The following is a 20312-nucleotide window of genomic DNA, read 5'->3' on the forward strand; positions in this document are numbered from 1 at the left end:
CGCGGATCCGTCGTACCCTTGCGGGGGCCGCGGAGGGTGTAACCTCCCGGCCCCCGTAATCAGCACATGCAGTCCAGAGGAATTCCGGAAAGTAGGGACCAGCCGTGATTTTGGCGTTCGAGATCGCCCTGATCGTCTTCAGCCTGCTGCTGATGCTGCTGGTGCTGATGCACAAGGGAAAGGGCGGCGGCCTCTCCGACATGTTCGGTGGCGGCATGCAGTCGTCGGTCGGCGGCTCCTCGGTCGCCGAACGGAACCTCGACCGGATCACCGTGGTCGTCGGTCTGGGATGGTTCGCGTGCATTGTTGTGCTCGGTCTGCTGATCAAGCTGGACAACTGACCCGTCGTACGCGATTCCCGGTGACGGTGTAACTCCTTTCACTGGACGCGCGTTGGGCCTTACGTAGACTGGGGCATCTTCGAGCACCATCACGCAGGGAGTTACGACCGTGGCAAGTGGCAACGCGATCCGGGGAAGCCGGGTCGGAGCGGGGCCGATGGGGGAGGCCGAGCGCGGTGAGTCCGCGCCGCGCCTCCGCATCTCCTTCTGGTGCTCGAACGGGCACGAGACGCAGCCGAGCTTCGCCAGTGACGCGCAGGTACCGGAGACTTGGGACTGCCCGCGCTGCGGCTTCCCGGCCGGCCAGGACCGGGACAGCCCGCCGGACCCGCCGCGCACCGAGCCGTACAAGACGCACCTCGCGTACGTACGCGAGCGGCGCAGCGACGCGGACGGCGAGGCCATTCTCGCCGAGGCGCTGGCGAAACTCCGGGGCGAAATCTAGAAGTTGTCCGGCCGGGCACCCACAGGGTGTCCGGCCGGATCGCTTTCGCCGTGCCGCAGGTCTCCATTGCGTCGTCGGCCCTTCTGATCAATTAGGTTTGTAGGTGCAGCGGGGCATCTGCAGGCACGAGAAGAATTGGGCTGATTTCCGGGATGAACACACGAAGCCGAACCAGGCTCAACCAGACGCCCGAGTGGACAGCTCTGGGCAAGCACCGCGAGCAGTTCGGGACGACCCATCTGCGGCAGCTCTTCGCGGAGGATCCGGAGCGCGGCACCGAATACACCCTGACGGTCGGCGATCTGTACGTCGACTACTCCAAGCACCTGCTCACCGACGAGACGCTGCGGCTGCTGCGCGAGCTCGCCGCGGCCACCGGGGTGGCCGGGCTGCGGGACGCGATGTTCCGCGGCGAGAAGATCAACACCACCGAGGACCGCGCCGTTCTGCACACCGCGCTGCGTGCCCCGCGCGACGCGGTGATCGAGGTCGACGGCGAGAACGTGGTGCCGGGTGTGCACGCCGTGCTCGACCGGATGGCGGCGTTCTCCGACCGTGTCAGGTCGGGGGAATGGACGGGCCACACCGGCAAGCGCATCAAGAACGTCGTCAACATCGGCATCGGCGGTTCCGACCTCGGCCCCGCCATGGCGTACGAGGTGCTGCGCTCCTTCACGGACCGCGACCTCACCGTCCGCTTCGTGTCGAACGTCGACGGCGCCGACCTCCATGAGGCGGTGCGCGACCTCGACCCGGCCGAGACGCTCTTCGTCATCGCGTCGAAGACCTTCACCACGATCGAGACGATCACCAACGCCACCTCGGCCCGCAACTGGCTGCTGACCGGTCTGAGGGCCGATCAGGACGCGGTCGCCAAGCACTTCGTGGCGCTGTCCACGAATGCCGGCAAGGTCGCGGACTTCGGCATCGACACCGCCAACATGTTCGAGTTCTGGGACTGGGTCGGCGGGCGCTACTCGTACGACTCCGCCATCGGCCTCTCGCTGATGATCGCCATCGGCCCGGACCGGTTCCGCGAGATGCTCGATGGTTTCCACCTCGTCGACGAGCACTTCCGCACCGCCCCCGCCGAATCCAACGTCCCCATGCTGCTGGGGCTGTTGGGCGTCTGGTACGGCGCGTTCTTCGACGCCCAGTCGCACGCGGTGCTGCCCTACAGCCACTATCTGTCCAAGTTCACCGCGTACTTGCAGCAGCTGGACATGGAGTCCAACGGCAAGTCCGTGGGCCGGGACGGCAATCCGGTCGACTGGCAGACCGGACCGGTCGTCTGGGGCACCCCCGGCACCAACGGACAGCACGCCTACTATCAGCTGATCCACCAGGGCACCAAGGTCATCCCGGCCGACTTCATCGGCTTCGCCGAGCCGGTCTCCGACCTGCTGCCCGGTCTGGTCGCCCAGCACGATCTGCTGATGGCCAACTTCTTCGCCCAGACCCAGGCGCTGGCCTTCGGCAAGACGCCGGACGAGGTCCGGGCCGAGGGCGTCGCCGAGGAACTGGTGCCGCACAAGACCTTCCTGGGCAACCACCCGACGACGACGATCCTCGCCGACCGGCTGACCCCGTCCGTCCTCGGCCAGCTGATCGCGCTGTACGAGCACAAGGTCTTCGTCCAGGGCGCCGTCTGGAACATCGACTCCTTCGACCAGTGGGGCGTCGAGCTGGGCAAGGTCCTCGCCAAGAAGATCGAACCGGTGCTCACCGAGGGCAAGGGAGGCGATCAGCTGGACAGCTCGACCGCCGCGCTCGTCGACGCGTACCGCGCCCGCCGGGGGCGCTGAGCCGATGACCACGGGGGAGGGGACGGTGCGGCTGCGGCCGCCGAACAACACGCTGGACCCGAGGGCCGTGAGGTGGTGGCGGGCCCAATGGCTGCTGCTGACCGCCGCCCCCGTGGCCGTTTTGGCGGTGCTCGGCGCGTTCATCGGGCCCGCCCGGTTCTGGCTGCTGACGGCCGCCGCGGTCCTCGCGGTCCTCGGCACCGGCTGCGCCGTCCTCCTCCCCTCGTGGTGGTTCCGCACCCACCGCTGGGAGGTCACCGACGAAGCGGTGTACGTCAGGACCGGGGTCTTCCGGCAGGAGTGGCGGGTCGCCCCGATGTCCCGGATCCAGACCGTGGACACCGTGCGCGGACCGCTCGAACAGCTCTACCGGCTCGCCACGGTCACCGTGACCACCGCGTCGGCCAGGGGCGCGGTCCGGATCGAGGGCCTCGACCACGAAACGGCGGCCGGGCTGGCCGAGCGGCTCACCCGGATCACCCAGGCCACCCCCGGGGACGCCACATGAGCCCCGGGACGGCGCTCTCGGGAGGCCGGGGCCCGGCCCAGGAGCCCGGCACGGCAACCTCCGTCGACTGGCGGAGGCTGGACCGGCGTACGGTCCTGGTCAGCGCACTCGTCACGGCCGGGGTGGCGGCCGGCGCGGCCGTTCCCACCACCCTCGGCCTGTCCGGGCGGTTCGGCCTCGCCGCCGCCGTCGCCTGGGTCCTCGCCGGCTCGGTCCTGCTGATCGGTTCCGCGGCGGCCGGCGACTACGTACGGTGGCGCCGCACCCGCTACCGCGTCGGTGGCGAGCGGGTCGATCTCCACACCGGGCTGTTCCTGGTCAAGAAGCGCTCACTGGCCCGGGAGCGCATCCGCAGCGTCGACCTCACCGCCCATCTGCTGCAACGGGTACTCGGCCTGGTCACCGTCCGCATCGGCACCGGAGAGCACTCCGGCAACGACTCCACCCTGGAGCTCGACCCGGTCCCCAGGGCCGAGGGCGAACGGCTCCGCCGTGAACTGCTGGAACGTACGGCCACGGGCACCCCGGGCACCCACCGGGAGGGCGAGCTCGTCGCCCTCGACCCGCGCTGGATCCGCTACGCACCGGTCTCCTTCGTCGCCCCCGCGCTCGGCGGTGCGGCGGCCGGTGCGGTGATGCAGGTCAGCGACTGGTTCGGGGCACAGGGGCAGGTGATCGAGTGGATCGGCGAGCGTTTCCGGGACACCTCGCTGACCGCCATGATCCTGATCCTCGTCGTCGCCGCGGTGGCCGCCGGGGTCGTCGGCGCGCTCGGCCTTTGGGTCGAGATGTGGTGGAACTACCGGCTGGAGCGCGAGCCCGGCGGCACCCTGCGCATCCGGCGCGGACTGCTGACCTCCCGGTCCGTCTCCATCGAGGAACGGCGGCTGCGCGGAGTCGAGCTCGTCGAACCGCTCGGCATCAGGACGTTCGGCGCCGCCCGGGTCGACGCGATCACCACCGGACTGGCCAAGGACGACGAGGAACAGCACGGCGACCACAACACCCTGCTGCCCGCAGCGCCCAGGACCGTCGCCGACGCGGTGGCCGCCGACGTGCTGCGCGAGACCACGTCCCCGACCGGCGCCCCGCTGACCGGGCACCCCCGCGCCGCCCGAGGCCGCAGGCTGCGCCGGGCGTTCTGGGCCGTCCTGGTCCCGGTGGCGGTGCTGGCTCTCCTGGGCGCGCTGCTGACACCCGTACTGCTCTGGATCGCGCTCGGCTGCGCCGTCGTGGGGCTGCCGGCCGGGGTGTTCCTGGCCCGCGACGCCTACCGCGGCCTCGGGCACGCCATCAGCGGCGACTACCTGGTGGTGAGGTCGGGCACGGTCCGGCGTTCGACCGCCGCGCTGGAGCGGGCCGGAGTCATCGGCTGGACGGTCCGGCAGACGTATTTCCAGCGGCGGGCCGGGGTCCTGAGCGTCACCGCGACGACAGCCGCCGGAGCGGGTGCGTACACCGCGTACGACACCGAGACGGGCGAGGGCCTCGACTTCGCCGCGAAGGCCGTGCCCGGTCTGCTGGAGCCCTTCCTGGAGCGCGTCCCGCCCGCCGGGTGACCCCGGTCAGCCGTGCGTGGTGTCGATGACGCAGAATCTGTTGCCCTCGGGGTCCGCCAGTACGACGAAGTCCGGGTCGTCCGGGTAAAGATCCCAGTCCACCCGCATCGCGCCGAGCGCGATCAGCCGGTCCACCTCGGCGTCCTGCTCCTCGGTGCAGAGATCGAGGTGGACCCGGGGGACCTCCTGCACGGGCGTACCGCTGAGGTCCAGAGCCAGACCGACGCCGGGTCCCTCGGCCGGGACCAGTACCACCCAGTCTTCGTCCGTCGCCGGCTCACGCTCCACGTAGTCGAGCGCCGCCTTCCAGAACGCCGCCGCACGCCGTACGTCCGACGCGCCCATAACCACGGTTCCGATACGTACCATGGCGCGATCCTTTCACGCGACAGGCCCGGCCGCTCCGAGGAGCGAACCGGGCCTGTGCGCAACCGTGCTGACGTACGGTCAGGGCGAGGCGGGCGGATACAGCGCGCGCGGCAGCCGGGAGGCCGCCGCCGCGTCCAGCAGCCACAGCGTGCGGCTGCGCCCGTACGCACCGGCCGCCGGGGCCTGGATCTCCCCGGCACCCGACAGCGCGATCTCCGCGGCCTCCGCCTTGTCCTCGCCGGCGGCGAGCAGCCACACCTCACGCGCCGCCCGGATCGCCGGCAGCGTGAGCGAGATCCGGGTGGGCGGCGGCTTGGGGGCGCCGTGCACACCGACGACGGTGCGCTCGGTCTCCCGTACCGCGGGCAGCTCCGGGAAGAGCGACGCGACATGCGTGTCCGGGCCGACGCCCAGCATCAGCACGTCGAACGTCGGCACCGGACCGTGGTCCTCGGGACCGGCCGCGGCGGCCAGCTCCCCGGCGTACGCGGCGGCCGCCGCGTCGGCGTCGTTGCCCCAGGGGCCGTCCGAGGCGGGCATCGCGTGCACCCGGGACGGGTCCAGATCCACCGAGTCCAGCAGGGCCTCGCGGGCCTGCGTGACATTGCGCTCCGGATCGCCCTCGGGCAGGAACCGCTCGTCGCCCCACCACAGATCCAGTCGCGACCAGTCGATCGCGTCCCGGGCGGGCGCGGCGGCGAGCGCGGCCAGCAGGCCGTTGCCGTTGCGCCCGCCGGTGAGGACCACCGAGGCGTAGCCGCGCGCGGTCTGGGCGTCCACGATCTTCGTGATCAGCCGGGCCGCGGCGGCCAGCGCCATCAGCTCCTTGTCGTGGTGCACGACAAGTTGAGGAGCACTCACTTCGACGCCGCCTTCTTGGCCGCGGTCTTCTTCGCGGCGGCCGGGGCGGCGTCCGCCGCGGGCTCGGCCGGCTTCGGCTCTGCCGGTGCGCCGAGCTTCTCCACGCCGAACTTCACCGTCGCCGCGTACGTGTTGTCCGGGTCCAGACGGCGCAGCTCCTCGGCGAGCAGCTCGGCGGTGTCCCGCCGCTTGAGCGCCACCGCGCGGTCCGGCTGGCCCTGCATCGAGAGCGTGGCCAGCGAACCGTCGGGACGGTCCAGGACGATGGTGCCGTTCCTGGTCTCCATCCGCACAGCCGTCAGGCCGGGACCGGCGGAGACGGTGCGCTCCACCGGAACCCCGAGCCGGTCCGCGAGCCACATGGCGAGCAGCTCGCAGCTCGGGTTCTCCGACTCGCCCTCCACCGTCGCCGAGACGACCTGGGCGGACTGCTGGTCGAGCGAGGCCGCCAGCATCGAGCGCCACGGCGTGATGCGGGTCCACGCCAGGTCGGTGTCGCCCGGGGTGTACGAGTCGGCGCGGATCGCCAGCTCCTGGCCCGGGTGCTCCGCCGAGTACGCGTCCGTGATCCGGCGCTGGGCGAGCGCGCCCAGCGGGTCCTTCGCCGGGTCGGCGGGCGCGTCCTCGGGCCACCAGACCACGACCGGGGCGTCCGGCAGCAGCAGCGGCAGCACCACCGACTGGGCGTGGTTGACCAGCTCGCCGTGGAGACGCAGCACGACCGTCTCGCCGGTGCCCGCGTCGGAACCGACCCGCACCTCGGCGTCGAGCCGGGCGTCCCGGCGGCTGCGCGGCGAGCGGCTGACCCGCTTGATCACCGCGATGATCCGCGAGGGGTGCTCGCGCGAGGCGTCACCGGCCGACTTGAGCGCGTCGTACGCGTTCTCCTCGTCGGTGACGATGACCAGGGTGAGCACCATGCCGATGGCCGGGGTGCCGATGGCACGGCGGGCCGAGATCAGCGCCTGGTTGATCTTGCTGGAAGTGGTCTCCGTCAGATCGATCTTCATGGCCGGCGCCAGCTCCGTCCGTCTCGTGCGAGCATCTCGTCGGCCTCGGCCGGACCCCAGGAACCCGCCGGGTACTGGGCGGGCTTGCCGTGCTTGTCCCAGTACTGCTCGATCGGGTCGAGGATGTTCCAGGAGAGCTCGACCTCCTGGTGCCGGGGGAAGAGGTTGGCGTCGCCGAGCAGCACATCGAGGATGAGCCGTTCGTAGGCCTCCGGGCTGGACTCAGTGAAGGACTCGCCGTACGCGAAGTCCATCGTGACGTCCCGGACCTCCATCGAGGTGCCGGGCACCTTGGAGCCGAACCGCACGGTCACGCCCTCGTCCGGCTGCACCCGGATGACCAGGGCGTTGCCGCCCAGCTCCTCGGTGGCGCCGGACTCGAAGGGCAGGTACGGGGCCCGCTTGAAGACGACCGCGATCTCCGTGACCCGGCGGCCGAGCCGCTTTCCGGTACGGAGGTAGAACGGCACGCCCGCCCAGCGGCGGTTGTTGATCGTCAGCTTGATCGCGGCGTAGGTGTCGGTCTTCGACTTGGGGTCGATGCCGTCCTCTTCGAGGTAGCCGCGGACCTCCTCGCCGCCCTGCCACGCGTGCTCGTACTGGGCGCGCACCGTGTGCTTGCCCAGATCCTCCGGCAGCTCCACCGCCGTGAGCACCTTGAGCTTCTCGGCGACCAGGGCCTTCGGGTGGAAGGAGCCGGGCTCCTCCATCGCGGTCAGCGCCAGCAGCTGGAGCAGGTGGTTCTGGATGACGTCACGGGCGGCGCCGATGCCGTCGTAGTAGCCGGCCCGGCCACCGATGCCGATGTCCTCGGCCATCGTGATCTGGATGTGGTCGACGTACGACCTGTTCCAGATCGGCTCGAACATCGTGTTGGCGAACCGCAGCGCCAGGATGTTCTGGACCGTCTCCTTGCCCAGGTAGTGGTCGATCCGGAAGACCTCGTTGGGCGGGAAGACGTCGTGCACGATCTGGTTGAGCTCCTGTGCGCTCTTCAGGTCGTGGCCGAAGGGCTTCTCGATGACAGCACGCCGCCAGGAGCCCTCCTTCTGGTCCGCGAGGCCGTGCTTCTTGAGCTGCTGGACGACCTTGGGGAAGAACTTCGGCGGCACGGACAGGTAGAAGGCGAAGTTGCCTCCCGTGCCCTGTGCCTTGTCCAGCTCCTGGATCGTGTTCTTCAGCTGCTCGAAGGCATCGTCGTCGTCGAAGTTGCCCTGGACGAAGCGCATCCCCTGGATGAGCTGCTGCCAGACCTCCTCGCGGAACGGCGTACGGGCGTGCTGCTTGACGGCGTCGTGGACCTCTTGTGTGAAGTCCTCGTCCTGCCACTCGCGGCGCGCGAAACCGATGAGGGAGAAGCCCGGCGGCAACAGGCCGCGATTGGCCAGGTCGTACACGGCGGGCATCAGCTTTTTACGGGACAAATCGCCCGTGACTCCGAAGATCACCAGACCCGACGGCCCCGCGATGCGCGGGAGCCGTCGGTCCTGGGGGTCACGAAGCGGATTGGCTCCGGGAACACCAGACAAGGTGGTCAGCCCTCCGAAGGGGCGAGACGCTTGAGCTCCGCCTCGGTCGAGTTGAGCAGGTCGATCCAGGACGCCTCGAACTTCTCGACGCCCTCGTCCTCCAGGAGCTGGACGACGTCGTCGTAGGAGATCCCGAGCTTCGCCACGGCGTCGAGCTCGGCGCGGGCCTGCTCGTAGGTGCCGGCGATGGTGTTGCCGGTGACCTCCCCGTGGTCCGCCGTGGCGTCCAGGGTGGCCTCGGGCATGGTGTTCACCGTGCCGGGGGCGACCAGGTCGACGACGTACAGGGTGTCCTTGTACGCGGGGTCCTTGACGCCGGTCGAGGCCCACAGCGGACGCTGCTTGTTGGCCTGCGCCTTGTCCAGGGCGGCCCAGCGCTCCGAGGAGAAGACCTCCTCGTACGCCTGGTAGGCGAGCCGGGCGTTGGCGAGCGCCGCCTTGCCCTTGAGGGCCTTGGCCTCGTCCGTGCCGACGGTGTCCAGGCGCTTGTCGATCTCGGTGTCCACGCGGGACACGAAGAACGAGGCCACCGAGTGGATCAGGGAGAGGTCCAGGCCCGCGGCCTTCGCCTTCTCCAGGCCCGCCAGGTAGGCGTCCATGACCTCGCGGTAGCGCTCCAGCGAGAAGATCAGCGTGACGTTGACGCTGATGCCCTTGCCGATGACCTCGGTGATCGCCGGGAGACCGGCCTTCGTCGCCGGGATCTTGATGAGCGTGTTGGGCCGGTCCACCAGCCAGGCCAGCTGCTTGGCCTCGGCGACGGTGGCCGCGGTGTGGTGGGCCAGACGCGGGTCGACCTCGATGGAGACCCGGCCGTCCTGGCCGTCCGTGGCGTCGAAGACCGGGCGCAGGATGTCCGCCGCGTCCCGCACGTCGGCCGTCGTGATCATGCGGATGGCCTCGTCGACGGTGACCTTGCGGGTGGCGAGGTCGGTGAGCTGCTGCTCGTACCCGTCGCCCGAGGAGATCGCCTTCTGGAAGATCGACGGGTTTGTGGTGACGCCCACGACGTGCTGCTGGTCGATCAGCTCGGCGAGATTGCCGGAGGTGATCCGCTTGCGCGACAGGTCATCGAGCCAGATCGCCACGCCCTCGTCGGAGAGGCGCTTGAGTGCGTCTGTCATGAGAATTGCATCTCCTACTAGTCGTATATCGGCGTCAGCGCGCGGCTGCGGCGAGAGATTCCCGCGCGGCGGCGGCGACGTGCTCGCCGGTGAAGCCGAACTCGCGGAAGAGGACCTTGGCGTCGGCCGAGGCACCGAAGTGCTCCAGCGACACGATCCGGCCGGCGTCACCGACGTAGCGGTACCAGGTCAGACCGATGCCGGCCTCGACCGCGACGCGCGCCTTCACGGACGGCGGCAGAACGCTGTCCTTGTACGCCTGGTCCTGCTCCTCGAACCACTCGACCGACGGCATCGAGACGACCCGGGTCGCAATGCCGGCCGCCTGGAGCTCCTCGCGCGCCTCGACCGCGAGGTGCACCTCGGAGCCGGTGCCGATCAGCAGCACCTGCGGCTCCGCGCTCTGCCCGTCGGCCCCTTCGGCCTCGAAGAGCACGTAGCCGCCCTTGGCCGCGTCCTCGTTCGCCTCGTACGTGGGAACGCCCTGGCGGGTCAGCGCCAGGCCGTGCGGGGCGCCCTTGCCGAACACCTTGGTGTAACGGCGCAGGATCTCGCGCCAGGCGATGGACGTCTCGTTGGCGTCGGCCGGGCGGACGATGTTCAGGCCCGGGATGGCGCGCAGCGAGGCCAGGTGCTCCACCGGCTGGTGGGTCGGGCCGTCCTCGCCGAGACCGATCGAGTCGTGCGTCCACACGTACGTCACCGGCAGGTGCATCAGCGCGGACAGGCGCACGGCGTTGCGCATGTAGTCGGAGAACACCAGGAAGGTGCCGCCGTAGATACGGGTGTTGCCGTGCAGCGCGATGCCGTTCATGGCGGCGGCCATGGCGTGCTCGCGGATGCCGAAGTGGATCGTGCGGCCGTACGGGTCCGCGCCCGGCAGCGGGTTGCCCGCCGGGAGGAACGACGACGTCTTGTCGATCGTGGTGTTGTTCGAGCCCGCGAGGTCGGCGGAGCCGCCCCACAGCTCGGGGATGATCTCGCCGAGTGCCTGGAGCACCTTGCCGGAGGCTGCGCGGGTGGCGACACCCTTGCCCGGCTCGAAGACCGGGAGCTTGTCCTCCCAGCCCGCGGGCAGCTCGCCGGAGGAGATCCGGTCGAACTCGGCGGCGCGCTCCGGGTTGGCGGTGCGCCACGCGGCGAAGCTCTTCTCCCACTCGCCCTTGGCCTCGCGGCCGCGGTCCAGCGCCTCACGGGTGTGGGCGATGACCTCGTCGGCGACCTCGAAGGTCTTCTCCGGGTCGAAGCCCAGGACCCGCTTGGTCGCCGCGACCTCTTCGGCGCCGAGCGCCGAGCCGTGCGAGGCCTCGGTGTTCTGGGCGTGCGGAGCGGGCCAGGCGATGATCGAGCGGGCCGCGATGAACGACGGGCGCCCGGTCTCGGCCTTGGCCGCCTGGAGCGCCGCGTACAGACCCGCCGGGTCCAGGTCGCCGTTGGGCAGCTGGTCGACGCGCTGGACGTGCCAGCCGTACGCCTCGTACCGCTTCAGGGTGTCCTCGGAGACCGCGGCCTCCGTGTCGCCCTCGATGGAGATGTGGTTGTCGTCCCACAGCAGGACCAGGTTGCCGAGCTTCTGGTGCCCGGCCAGCGAGGACGCCTCGGCGGAGATGCCCTCCTGGAGGCAGCCGTCACCGGCGACGACCCAGACCATGTGGTCGAAGGGGGAGGTGCCGGGGGCCGCGTCCGGGTCGAACAGGCCGCGCTCGTAGCGGGCGGCCATCGCCATGCCCACCGCGTTGGCGACACCCTGGCCCAGCGGGCCCGTGGTCGTCTCGACGCCGGTGGTGTGGCCGTACTCCGGGTGACCGGGGGTCTTCGAGCCCCAGGTGCGGAAGGCCTTGAGGTCATCGAGCTCGAGGCCGTACCCGGCCAGGTAGAGCTGGATGTACAGCGTCAGGCTGGTGTGACCGGCCGACAGAACGAACCGGTCGCGTCCGGCCCAGTCCGCGTCGGCGGGGTCGTGGCGCATCACCTTCTGGAAGAGGGTGTACGCGGCGGGAGCGAGGCTCATGGCCGTACCAGGGTGGCCGTTTCCGACCTTCTGTACGGCGTCCGCTGCAAGGACACGGACAGTGTCCACGGCCCGCTGGTCCAATTCGGTCCACTGGAGATCTGTGGTGGTCGGCTTGGTGCTCACCCTGAGTCAGGGCTCCTCTCCACTGTTGTAAACCGGTGACTGTGACCGCACCGGGCGTTGTCGAGCCTACCCCCGTCGGAACAAGCATTTTCCGCTGCTTTCCAGGGTGCAGGCGGCCCGCTGAGTTCGCCTCCCGTATGAGCGCGACGGCTCACTTCTGTGCCACTCCGATGAGCGCTTCTCCTTACTTATGGGCCCTCCTATGAGCGTGTCCTCCTACTTCTGTGCCGCTCCGGTCGGCGGGGTCGCTGGTCACGCGCAGTATCACGATGGCGGGAACCGCGGCCCGGGTGCCGCGACACGGCGCAGCGGGACCCCCGCTTCCGCGCCTCCTCAACACGACCCACCCCCGCGAAGGAGGGCCTGTCCCCAACGTCTACAGTGGTCTGGTTCGCGCAAGTCTTTACCGGGCCTTCACGCCCGGAGCTTGCTGGGATTTCTCTGTCAGGGGTGTGCGTGACGGCCGTCGAGTCCCGACCCGCAGGGGTCGCCTTGACTCCCAGCCCAGGGGGCCATCGCCCGTTCGGGGCCCGTGTCAAGGCATTCGTGGCGCTGACCAAGCCGCGGATCATCGAGCTGTTGCTGATCACCACTGTTCCGGTGATGTTCCTCGCCGCTCAGGGCGTGCCCGACCTGTGGCTCGTGCTCGCCACCACCGTCGGCGGATATCTCTCCGCGGGCGGTGCCAACGCGCTGAACATGTACATCGACCGCGACATCGACGCGCTGATGGACCGTACGTCGCAGCGCCCGCTGGTCACCGGCATGGTGAGCCCGCGCGAGTGCCTGGCCTTCGGCTTCGCGCTCGCCGCGATCTCGACGGTCTGGTTCGGCCTGCTGGTCAACTGGCTGTCGGCGGCGCTGTCGCTCGGCGCGCTGCTGTTCTACGTCGTCGTCTACACGATGCTGCTCAAGCGCCGCACCTCGCAGAACATCGTCTGGGGCGGCATCGCGGGCTGCATGCCGGTCCTCATCGGCTGGTCGGCCGTGACGAACTCCATGTCGTGGGCGGCCGTCATCCTCTTCGCCGTCATCTTCTTCTGGACGCCGCCGCACTACTGGCCGCTCTCCATGAAGGTGAAGGACGACTACGCGCGGGTCGGTGTCCCGATGCTCCCGGTCATCGCGTCCAACCGGGTGGTGGCCCGCCAGATCGTCATCTACAGCTGGGTGATGGTGGCCGTCTCGCTGCTGCTGACCCCGCTGGGCTACACCGGCTGGTTCTACACGGTGGTGGCGCTGCTGACCGGCGGGTTCTGGCTCTGGGAGGCGCACGGCCTGCAGAACCGGGCCAAGGCCGGTGTGACCGGGGCCAAGCTCAAGGAGATGCGGCTGTTCCACTGGTCCATCACCTATGTCTCCCTGCTCTTCGTCGCTGTGGCGGTCGACCCCTTCCTGAGGTAGTCCCGCTGCCCGGTTCCCGCTGACGATTCCTGCCGACGGGCGGGGTACGTGGCCCAAGCCACGTACCCCGCCCGTCGCGCGTCGAGCTACCCGTCGGTAGCATCCTGAACATGGCTGAGACGGCAGAGACCCAGGTGGAGAGCGGCAAGCAGGCGGCCCGCGCGGAGCGCAGGGCGGCGAAGCTCGCCAAGGAGATCGGCGCCTTCGCCAAGGCGCACGGCGGCGCGGAGGGACAGCTCGCCTACATCGGGCAGCGGGGCGCCCGCATCGTGCTCGTGGGCGAGGATGGCGGCTGGGGCGATCTGGTCGCCCCCTCGTACGCGGTCGCCGAGAGCGCCGCGCGCAAGGCCGGGATCACGATGCACGACGAGTTCGACGGGGAGTTCGCGGCGAAGGTCCGCACCGGCCCGTACGAGTGGACGCGGATGGCAGGCATCCAGATCGGCGGCCCCTCCGACAAGGCCTGACCAGCACTTGCCCGTACAACGACGATCGCCGGACGGTTCCGAGAAGGAACCCGTCCGGCGATCGTCGTTGTACGGCGCAGGGGGCAGTGGCCGCCGCGGTCAGCCGGCCGCCGCGGGCTCCGGCTGCTCGGCGGCGGGGCCGGGCACCGCGGCCACGGCCACAGGGCGCTCGCGCAGCGACAGCATCACCCGCACGACTGCGATCCACACCAGGCACGAGCCCAGCATGTGCAGACCGACCAGGATCTCCGGCGTGTCGGTGAAGTACTGCACGTACCCGATCACGCCCTGGGCCATCAGCACCAGGAAGAGGTCACGGGCGCGGTGCAGCGGGCCGGCCGGCGCATCCACGGCCTTCAGTACGAACCAGAGGGCGACGGTCAGCGCCACCACGACCCAGGCCAGATCGGCGTGCAGCTGCGCGATCATCTTCCAGTCGATCGGGATGCGGTGCACGTCGCTGGAGTCGCCCGCGTGCCGCCCGGCGCCCGTGACCACGGTGCCGACCGCGACCAGCAGCCCCGCGGCGACCGCGAGCAGCCAGGTCAGCTGGGAGACCGCCTTGCCGACCAGCGGCCGGGGTGCCTCGTCGCCCTCGCCGACCCGCTGCCAGGTCACCATCGCGACGGTGAGCAGCGCCGTGGAGAGCAGGAAGTGTGCCGCGACGGTGTACGGGTTGAGACCGACCAGCACCACGATGCCGCCGAGCACGGCGTTGCCCATGACCACCCAGAACTGCACCCAGCCGAGCTTCGTCAGGCTGCGCCGCCAGGGCTTGGCGGACCGGGCGGCGATGATCGCCCACCCGACGGCCGCACACAGTACGTACGTCAGCATCCGGTTGCCGAACTCGATGGCGCCGTGGAAGCCCATCTCGCTCGTCGCCGTGAGGCTCTCGTCGGTGCACTTGGGCCAGGTCGGGCAGCCGAGGCCGGAGCCGGTCAGCCGCACCGCGCCGCCGGTCACCACGATGAGCACGGCCATGACCACGGCGGACATGGCCGCACGGCGGACCGTACGGGGGGAGGGGGTCCATCGCTCGGCGATGTACAGGAGCGGGTTCCGCGCGGCTTGAGCGACTTCGGCTCGGGTCAGCTTGGGCACGCGCACCATCGTAGGCGGCGGCTTGTGCAAGCTTTCACGAGGGGGACGAGTTACCCCGAAACATCGACGGAGTGCGTCCGCGCGCTCACGTGCGGGAGGCCGCCGGGCTCACTCCCAGCGGAAGAACCTCGCCGCCGCGCCCAGCCCCAGGACCGCCCACGCAGCAAGGACGCCGAGGTCGCCCCAGGGCATCGCCGCGCCGTGCTGGAGCACGTCCCGCAGACCGTCCGACAACGCCGCGATCGGCAGCAGTCCGAGCACCGACTGCACCGCGTCCGGGAACTTGTCCAGCGGCACGATGACCCCACCGCCGACCAGCAGCAGCAGGAAGACCAGGTTGGCCGCGGCGAGTGTCGCCTCCGCCTTGAGCGTCCCGGCCATCAGCAGCCCGAGCCCGGAGAAGGCCGCCGTGCCGAGCACGAGCAGCAGCAGGACGGTGACGGGGTTGCCGTGCGGCGACCAGCCGAGCGCGAACGCGATCACCGTCAGCAGCACCACCTGGAGCACCTCGGTGACCAGCACCGCGAGAGTCTTCGCGGTCATCAGCGCCCAGCGCGGCAGGGGCGAGGCCGCGAGCCGCTTGAGCACCCCGTACCGCCGCTCGAAACCGGTGGCGATGGCCTGGCCGGTGAAGGCCGTGGACATCACGGCGAGCGCGAGGATGCCCGGCGCCAGGAAGTCCACGGACTCGCCCGCGCCGGTGTCCACGATGTCGACCGCGCTGAACAGCACCAGCAGCAGCGTCGGGATGATCACGGTCAGCAGCAGCTGCTCGCCGTTGCGCAGCAGCATCCGCGTCTCCAGGGCGGCCTGCGCGGCGATCATGCGGCCCAGCGGGGCGGCGCCCGGCCGGGGGGTGTACGTACCGGCGCTCATGCGCGCAGCTCCTTGCCGGTCAGTTCCAGGAAGACGTCCTCCAGCGTGTGCCGCTCCACGGAGATGCCCGACGGCATCACTCCGTGCTGGGCGCACCAGGAGGTGACGGTGGCCAGCAGCTCCGGGTTGACGTCCCCGGAGATGCGGTACGCGCCCGGGACGAGCTCGGCCGCCTCGGAGCCGTCCGGCAGCGCCTTCAGCAGCGAGCCGATGTCGAGACCGGGGCGGCCGGTGAAGCGCAGGGTGTTCTCGGCGCCGCCCCGGCAGAGCGTCTCGGGGCTGCCCTGGGCGATGACCTTGCCCGCGTCGATGACGGCGACGTCGTCGGCGAGCGCCTCGGCCTCGTCCATGAAGTGCGTGGTGAGGACCACGGACACCCCGTCGGTGCGCAGCTCGCGCACGAGCTCCCAGGTGGAGCGGCGGGCCTGCGGGTCCAGGCCGGCGGTCGGCTCGTCGAGGAATACCAGTTCGGGACGGCCCACGACCGCCATCGCCAGGGCGAGCCGCTGCTGCTGGCCGCCGGAGAGTCGCCGGTAGGCCGTACGGCCGCAGCCGCCGAGGCCGAGACGCTCGATCAGGGTGTCGACGTCCAGCGGGTGGGCGTGGAGCTTCGCCATGTGGCGGAGCATCTCGTCGGCGCGCGCCCCGGAGTAGACGCCGCCCGACTGGAGCATCACGCCGATCCGGGGGCGGAGCCTCGCGGCGTCGGCGACCGGGTCGAGGCCGAGGACCCGCACCGTGCCGGCGTCGGGGCGGCGGTAGCCCTCGCAGGTCTCGATCGTGGTGGTCTTGCCGGCGCCGTTGGGGCCGAGGACGGCGGTGACGGCGCCGGTGCGCACACACAGGTCGAGGCCGTCCACAGCGGTCTTGGGGCCGTACCGCTTCACCAGGCCGCGGACCTGTACGGCCGACTCGCTCTTCATGGCGGGTAAGTCTAGGCAGGGGTGGAACGGCCCCCGTCTCCCGGGGCCGGATTAGGTAACCCTAAGTGATGAACGGCACCGTTGATCGTTCCGGACCGTGGTTGTCAGGGCCGGATGAATTACGCAACAATGGCGTTGTGAAATACGTTGGCGAGGCTCCGCAGGAGGAACTCGCGACCGGAGAGCGCTCGACGCGCAACCGGGTCGCGCGCTCCATCCTGGACCACGGCCCGTCCACCGTCGCCGATCTGGCGAAGCGCCTCGGCCTCACCCAGGCAGCGGTCCGCCGCCATCTCGACGCCCTTGTCACCGACAGCGTCGTGGAGGCCCGTGAGCAGCGGGTCTACGGGGCGCGGACCCGTGGCCGCCCGGCCAAGGTGTTCGCCCTCACCGACTGCGGCCGGGACGCCTTCGACCAGTCCTACGACAAGCTCGCGGCGGACGCCCTCCGCTGGATCGCCGAGACCGCGGGCGAGGAAGCGGTCACCGCTTTCGCCCGCGCCAGGATCGAGGCCCAGTCCGAGGCGTACCGCACGGCGGTCGAGGCCGCGGACCCCGAGGCCCGCACCGAAGCGCTGGCCAAGGCCCTGTCCGTCGACGGGTACGCTGCTACGGCGCGTAGCGCGCCCGGTCCGCAGCGGGGCGAGCAGCTGTGCCAGCACCACTGCCCGGTCGCACATGTCGCCGAGCAGTACCCGCAGCTGTGCGAGGCGGAGACGGAGTTCTTCTCCAGCCTCCTCGGGACGCATGTGCAGCGTCTGGCCACCATCGCCCACGGCGACGGCGTGTGCACGACGTACATTCCGCGCAGCGGCCACTCAGCACCACAGACCACCAATTCAGCATCTGCAAGCACGGCCGGGAGGAACCCCGCATGACGCTCCCTACGGAGACTGCCCACCCTGAGCTCGAGGGTCTGGGTACGTACGAATTCGGCTGGGCCGACTCCGACGCGGCAGGCGCCGCAGCCAAGCGCGGGCTCTCCGAGGAGGTCGTCCGCGACATCTCGGCGAAGAAGAACGAGCCCGAGTGGATGCTGAAGCTGCGCCTCAAGGGCCTGCGCCTCTTCGACAAGAAGCCCATGCCGAACTGGGGCTCCGACCTGTCGGGCATCGACTTCGACAACATCAAGTACTTCGTGCGGTCCACGGAGAAGCAGGCGGAGTCCTGGGAGGACCTGCCCGAGGACATCAAGAACACCTACGACAAGCTCGGCATCCCGGAGGCGGAGAAGCAGCGCCTGGTCGCCGGTGTCGCCGCGCAGTACGAGTCCGAGGTCGTCTACCACCAGATCCGTGAGGACCTGGAGGAGCAGGGCGTCATCTTCCTGGACACCGACACCGCGCTGAAGGAGCACCCGGAGCTCTTCAAGGAGTACTTCGGCACCGTCATCCCGGTCGGCGACAACAAGTTCGCCTCGCTGAACTCGGCCGTGTGGTCCGGCGGCTCGTTCATCTACGTGCCCAAGGGTGTCCACGTCGACATCCCGCTCCAGGCCTACTTCCGTATCAACACGGAGAACATGGGCCAGTTCGAGCGGACGCTGATCATCGTCGACGAGGACGCCTACGTCCACTACGTCGAGGGCTGCACCGCCCCGATCTACTCCTCCGACTCGCTGCACTCCGCGGTCGTCGAGATCATCGTGAAGAAGGGCGGCCGCTGCCGCTACACGACGATCCAGAACTGGTCGAACAACGTCTACAACCTGGTCACCAAGCGCGCCGTGGCCTACGAGGGCGCGACCATGGAGTGGGTCGACGGCAACATCGGCTCCAAGGTCACCATGAAGTACCCGGCCGTCTACCTGATGGGCGAGCACGCCAAGGGCGAGACCCTGTCCATCGCCTTCGCGGGCGAGGGCCAGCACCAGGACGCCGGCGCCAAGATGGTCCACATGGCGCCGAACACCTCCTCCAACATCGTCTCCAAGTCGGTGGCGCGAGGCGGCGGCCGTACCTCCTACCGCGGTCTGATCGAGATCGGCGAGGGCGCACCGGGCGCGAAGTCCAACGTGCTCTGCGACGCGCTGCTGGTCGACACGATCTCGCGCTCCGACACCTACCCGTACGTCGACGTCCGCGAGGACGACGTGTCGATGGGGCACGAGGCGACCGTCTCCAAGGTCTCCGAGGACCAGCTCTTCTACCTGATGAGCCGCGGCCTGACGGAGTTCGAGGCGATGGCGATGATCGTGCGCGGCTTCGTCGAGCCGATCGCGAAGGAGCTGCCGATGGAGTACGCCCTCGAGCTCAACCGGCTGATCGAGCTGCAGATGGAGGGTTCGGTCGGCTAGCAGGCCCGACGACCGACCCCCGATTTCGACAGAGAAAGCGAGCACTACGACAGCCATGGCTGAGGCTCAGAACATCCCGGCGGGCTCCACCACCACCGGATCCATCGCGGTGGCCGCCGAGTCGACCGTCGCCACGCGCATGAGCGCGCCCCCGTCCTTCGACGTCGCGGACTTCCCGGTCCCGCACGGCCGTGAGGAGGAGTGGCGGTTCACGCCGCTGGAGCGGCTGCGCGGGCTGCACGACGGCACGGCCGTCGCCACCGGCGGCGGTGTGAAGGTGGCGATCGAGGCCCCCGAGGGCGTCACCGTCGAGACCGTCGGCCGCGACGACTCCCGGCTGGGCAGGGCCGGTACCCCGGTGGACCGCGTCGCCGCCCAGGCGTACACGTCCTTCGAGCAGGCGTCCGTCGTCACGGTCGCCAAGGAGGCCGTGCTCACCGAGCCGATCCGCATCGCGGTGCACGGCGAGGGCGGCGTGGCCTACGGCCACCAGGTCGTCGAGCTGGGCGCCTTCGCCGAGGCCGTCGTCGTCATCGACCACACCGGTGACGCGGTGCTCGCCGCCAACGTGGAGTACGTCCTCGGTGACGGCGCGAAGCTCACCGTCGTCTCCGTGCAGGACTGGGACGAGACCGCGGTCCACGTCGGCCAGCACAACGCGCTGGTCGGCCGGGACGCCTCGTTCAAGTCGATCGTCGTCACCTTCGGCGGTGACCTCGTCCGCCTCCACCCGCGCGTCAACTACGCGGGCACCGGCGGCGAGGCCGAGCTCTTCGGTCTGTACTTCACCGACAAGGGCCAGCACCAGGAGCACCGCCTCCTGGTCGACCACAACACCCCGCACTGCAAGTCCAACGCCGCCTACAAGGGCGCGCTCCAGGGCGACGGCGCACACGCCGTGTGGATCGGTGACGTCCTCATCCAGGCCAGGGCCGAGGGCACCGACACCTACGAGATGAACCGCAACCTCGTCCTCACGGACGGCGCGCGGGTCGACTCCGTGCCGAACCTGGAGATCGAGACCGGCGAGATCGTCGGCGCCGGCCACGCCTCGGCGACCGGCCGCTTCGACGACGAGCAGCTCTTCTACCTGATGTCCCGGGGCATCGACGCCGAGGAGGCCCGCCGGCTCGTCGTGCGCGGCTTCTTCGCCGAGCTCGTCCAGCAGATCGGTCTGCCGGACGTCGAGGCGCGGCTGCTGGAGAAGATCGAGGCCGAGCTGAAGGCTTCCGTCTGATGGCCTTCGTCAAAGCCTGTGCGCTGAGTGAGCTGGAGGACGACACCCCCAAGCGGGTGGAGCTCGACGGCGTCCCGGTGTCCGTCGTCCGTACCGAGGGCGAGGTGTTCGCGATCAACGACATCTGCTCGCACGCGAACGTGTCCCTGTCCGAGGGCGAGGTCGAGGACTGCTCGATCGAGTGCTGGCTGCACGGCTCCAGCTTCGACCTGCGCACCGGCAAGCCGTCCGGCCTTCCCGCGACGCGCCCCGTCCCCGTATACCCCGTCAAGATCGAAGGGGACGATGTGCTCGTCTCCGTCACCCAGGAGTCCTGA

General features: G+C 70.0%; 20 protein-coding genes. 11 read left to right on the plus strand and 9 right to left on the minus strand.

The window, feature by feature from the left end:
- Nucleotides 1–104 precede the first annotated feature (104 nt).
- The 5 genes from secG (at nucleotide 105) to ACIRJP_RS04690 (ending at nucleotide 4658) form a co-directional block, all read left to right on the plus strand.
- Entirely contained in the window at nucleotides 105–341 is a 237-nt protein-coding gene (secG, locus tag ACIRJP_RS04670; RefSeq protein WP_072483071.1) for a preprotein translocase subunit SecG, read from the plus strand.
- Nucleotides 342–450: 109 nt separating this feature from the next.
- On the plus strand, nucleotides 451–786 hold the full coding sequence (locus ACIRJP_RS04675; protein ID WP_072483070.1) for an RNA polymerase-binding protein RbpA: 336 nt from the start codon (nucleotides 451–453) through the stop codon (nucleotides 784–786).
- A 152-nt stretch (nucleotides 787–938) separates the two neighbouring features.
- Nucleotides 939–2591, plus strand: a complete 1653-nt coding sequence (gene pgi / locus ACIRJP_RS04680) for a glucose-6-phosphate isomerase (protein WP_404168103.1) — start codon at nucleotides 939–941, stop codon at nucleotides 2589–2591.
- A 4-nt stretch (nucleotides 2592–2595) separates the two neighbouring features.
- Entirely contained in the window at nucleotides 2596–3099 is a 504-nt protein-coding gene (locus tag ACIRJP_RS04685) for a PH domain-containing protein (protein WP_404168105.1), read from the plus strand.
- Nucleotides 3096–4658, plus strand: coding sequence for a PH domain-containing protein (locus ACIRJP_RS04690; protein WP_404168107.1), 1563 nt, complete (start codon nucleotides 3096–3098; stop codon nucleotides 4656–4658). Before ACIRJP_RS04685 ends, ACIRJP_RS04690 begins: the two co-directional genes overlap by 4 nt.
- 6 nt (nucleotides 4659–4664) lie before the next feature.
- On the opposite strand, the gene ACIRJP_RS04695 is transcribed toward ACIRJP_RS04690, so the two are convergent.
- The 6 genes from ACIRJP_RS04695 to tkt form a co-directional block, all read right to left on the minus strand.
- Entirely contained in the window at nucleotides 4665–5027 is a 363-nt protein-coding gene (locus ACIRJP_RS04695) for a VOC family protein (RefSeq protein WP_404168109.1), read from the minus strand.
- A gap of 78 nt (nucleotides 5028–5105) precedes the next feature.
- A complete protein-coding gene (gene pgl / locus ACIRJP_RS04700) occupies nucleotides 5106–5888 on the minus strand; it encodes a 6-phosphogluconolactonase (RefSeq protein ID WP_404168111.1) in 783 nt (260 codons plus the stop codon).
- Nucleotides 5885–6898 (minus strand): glucose-6-phosphate dehydrogenase assembly protein OpcA, encoded by a 1014-nt coding sequence (gene opcA, locus ACIRJP_RS04705; RefSeq protein WP_404168113.1) that lies wholly within the window; start codon nucleotides 6896–6898, stop codon nucleotides 5885–5887. The genes pgl and opcA overlap by 4 nt, the downstream gene beginning before the upstream one ends.
- Nucleotides 6895–8427 (minus strand): glucose-6-phosphate dehydrogenase, encoded by a 1533-nt coding sequence (gene zwf, locus ACIRJP_RS04710; protein ID WP_404168115.1) that lies wholly within the window; start codon nucleotides 8425–8427, stop codon nucleotides 6895–6897. The genes opcA and zwf overlap by 4 nt, the downstream gene beginning before the upstream one ends.
- Before the next feature lie 5 nt (nucleotides 8428–8432).
- Nucleotides 8433–9551, minus strand: coding sequence for a transaldolase (gene tal / locus ACIRJP_RS04715; protein ID WP_376315178.1), 1119 nt, complete (start codon nucleotides 9549–9551; stop codon nucleotides 8433–8435).
- 34 nt (nucleotides 9552–9585) lie between these two features.
- On the minus strand, nucleotides 9586–11688 hold the full coding sequence (tkt, locus tag ACIRJP_RS04720; protein ID WP_404168118.1) for a transketolase: 2103 nt from the start codon (nucleotides 11686–11688) through the stop codon (nucleotides 9586–9588).
- A gap of 450 nt (nucleotides 11689–12138) precedes the next feature.
- Here tkt and ACIRJP_RS04725 point away from each other — a divergent pair, with 450 nt between their 5' ends.
- Nucleotides 12139–13092 (plus strand): heme o synthase, encoded by a 954-nt coding sequence (locus ACIRJP_RS04725; RefSeq protein WP_356080462.1) that lies wholly within the window; start codon nucleotides 12139–12141, stop codon nucleotides 13090–13092.
- 110 nt (nucleotides 13093–13202) lie between these two features.
- On the plus strand, nucleotides 13203–13559 hold the full coding sequence (locus tag ACIRJP_RS04730; protein ID WP_404168120.1) for a hypothetical protein: 357 nt from the start codon (nucleotides 13203–13205) through the stop codon (nucleotides 13557–13559).
- A gap of 99 nt (nucleotides 13560–13658) precedes the next feature.
- Here ACIRJP_RS04730 and ACIRJP_RS04735 read toward each other — a convergent pair whose 3' ends face one another.
- The 3 genes from ACIRJP_RS04735 to ACIRJP_RS04745 form a co-directional block, all read right to left on the minus strand.
- Entirely contained in the window at nucleotides 13659–14672 is a 1014-nt protein-coding gene (locus ACIRJP_RS04735; protein ID WP_404168122.1) for a heme A synthase, read from the minus strand.
- Between the two features lie 99 nt (nucleotides 14673–14771).
- The gene (locus ACIRJP_RS04740; RefSeq protein ID WP_404168124.1) at nucleotides 14772–15539 is read right to left on the minus strand and encodes an ABC transporter permease; all 768 of its coding nucleotides are present in this window, start codon (nucleotides 15537–15539) and stop codon (nucleotides 14772–14774) included.
- A complete protein-coding gene (locus ACIRJP_RS04745; RefSeq protein WP_404168126.1) occupies nucleotides 15536–16462 on the minus strand; it encodes an ABC transporter ATP-binding protein in 927 nt (308 codons plus the stop codon). Before ACIRJP_RS04745 ends, ACIRJP_RS04740 begins: the two co-directional genes overlap by 4 nt.
- A 137-nt stretch (nucleotides 16463–16599) precedes the next feature.
- Between ACIRJP_RS04745 and ACIRJP_RS04750 the strand changes: the two genes are divergently transcribed.
- Genes ACIRJP_RS04750 through ACIRJP_RS04765 form a run of 4 tightly spaced genes read left to right on the plus strand, consistent with a single transcriptional unit; the run spans nucleotide 16600 to nucleotide 20312 of the window.
- Entirely contained in the window at nucleotides 16600–17340 is a 741-nt protein-coding gene (locus tag ACIRJP_RS04750) for a helix-turn-helix transcriptional regulator (protein WP_404168128.1), read from the plus strand.
- Entirely contained in the window at nucleotides 17337–18758 is a 1422-nt protein-coding gene (gene sufB / locus ACIRJP_RS04755; RefSeq protein ID WP_266736472.1) for a Fe-S cluster assembly protein SufB, read from the plus strand. Before ACIRJP_RS04750 ends, sufB begins: the two co-directional genes overlap by 4 nt.
- A 55-nt stretch (nucleotides 18759–18813) precedes the next feature.
- Nucleotides 18814–19995 carry a Fe-S cluster assembly protein SufD gene (gene sufD / locus ACIRJP_RS04760; protein WP_404168130.1) on the plus strand — a complete coding sequence of 394 codons (1182 nt, stop codon included), beginning with the start codon at nucleotides 18814–18816 and terminating at the stop codon, nucleotides 19993–19995.
- Complete coding sequence (locus ACIRJP_RS04765; protein ID WP_148834126.1) at nucleotides 19995–20312, plus strand: bifunctional 3-phenylpropionate/cinnamic acid dioxygenase ferredoxin subunit; 318 nt, start codon at nucleotides 19995–19997, stop codon at nucleotides 20310–20312. The genes sufD and ACIRJP_RS04765 overlap by 1 nt, the downstream gene beginning before the upstream one ends.

Origin of the sequence: Streptomyces sp. NPDC102437, from assembly GCF_044765565.1 — a bacterium.
Taxonomy (GTDB): Bacteria; Actinomycetota; Actinomycetes; order Streptomycetales; family Streptomycetaceae; genus Streptomyces.

Coding starts and splice junctions, on each gene's coding strand:
- pgi (WP_404168103.1), top strand. CDS start 939: ATGAACACACGAAGCCGAACCAGGCTCAACCAGACGCCCGAGTGGACA.
- ACIRJP_RS04685 (WP_404168105.1), top strand. CDS start 2,596: ATGACCACGGGGGAGGGGACGGTGCGGCTGCGGCCGCCGAACAACACG.
- ACIRJP_RS04690 (WP_404168107.1), top strand. CDS start 3,096: ATGAGCCCCGGGACGGCGCTCTCGGGAGGCCGGGGCCCGGCCCAGGAG.
- ACIRJP_RS04695 (WP_404168109.1), bottom strand. CDS start 5,027: ATGGTACGTATCGGAACCGTGGTTATGGGCGCGTCGGACGTACGGCGT.
- opcA (WP_404168113.1), bottom strand. CDS start 6,898: ATGAAGATCGATCTGACGGAGACCACTTCCAGCAAGATCAACCAGGCG.
- tal (WP_376315178.1), bottom strand. CDS start 9,551: ATGACAGACGCACTCAAGCGCCTCTCCGACGAGGGCGTGGCGATCTGG.
- ACIRJP_RS04730 (WP_404168120.1), top strand. CDS start 13,203: ATGGCTGAGACGGCAGAGACCCAGGTGGAGAGCGGCAAGCAGGCGGCC.
- ACIRJP_RS04735 (WP_404168122.1), bottom strand. CDS start 14,672: ATGGTGCGCGTGCCCAAGCTGACCCGAGCCGAAGTCGCTCAAGCCGCG.
- ACIRJP_RS04740 (WP_404168124.1), bottom strand. CDS start 15,539: ATGAGCGCCGGTACGTACACCCCCCGGCCGGGCGCCGCCCCGCTGGGC.
- ACIRJP_RS04745 (WP_404168126.1), bottom strand. CDS start 16,462: ATGAAGAGCGAGTCGGCCGTACAGGTCCGCGGCCTGGTGAAGCGGTAC.
- sufB (WP_266736472.1), top strand. CDS start 17,337: ATGACGCTCCCTACGGAGACTGCCCACCCTGAGCTCGAGGGTCTGGGT.
- sufD (WP_404168130.1), top strand. CDS start 18,814: ATGGCTGAGGCTCAGAACATCCCGGCGGGCTCCACCACCACCGGATCC.
- ACIRJP_RS04765 (WP_148834126.1), top strand. CDS start 19,995: ATGGCCTTCGTCAAAGCCTGTGCGCTGAGTGAGCTGGAGGACGACACC.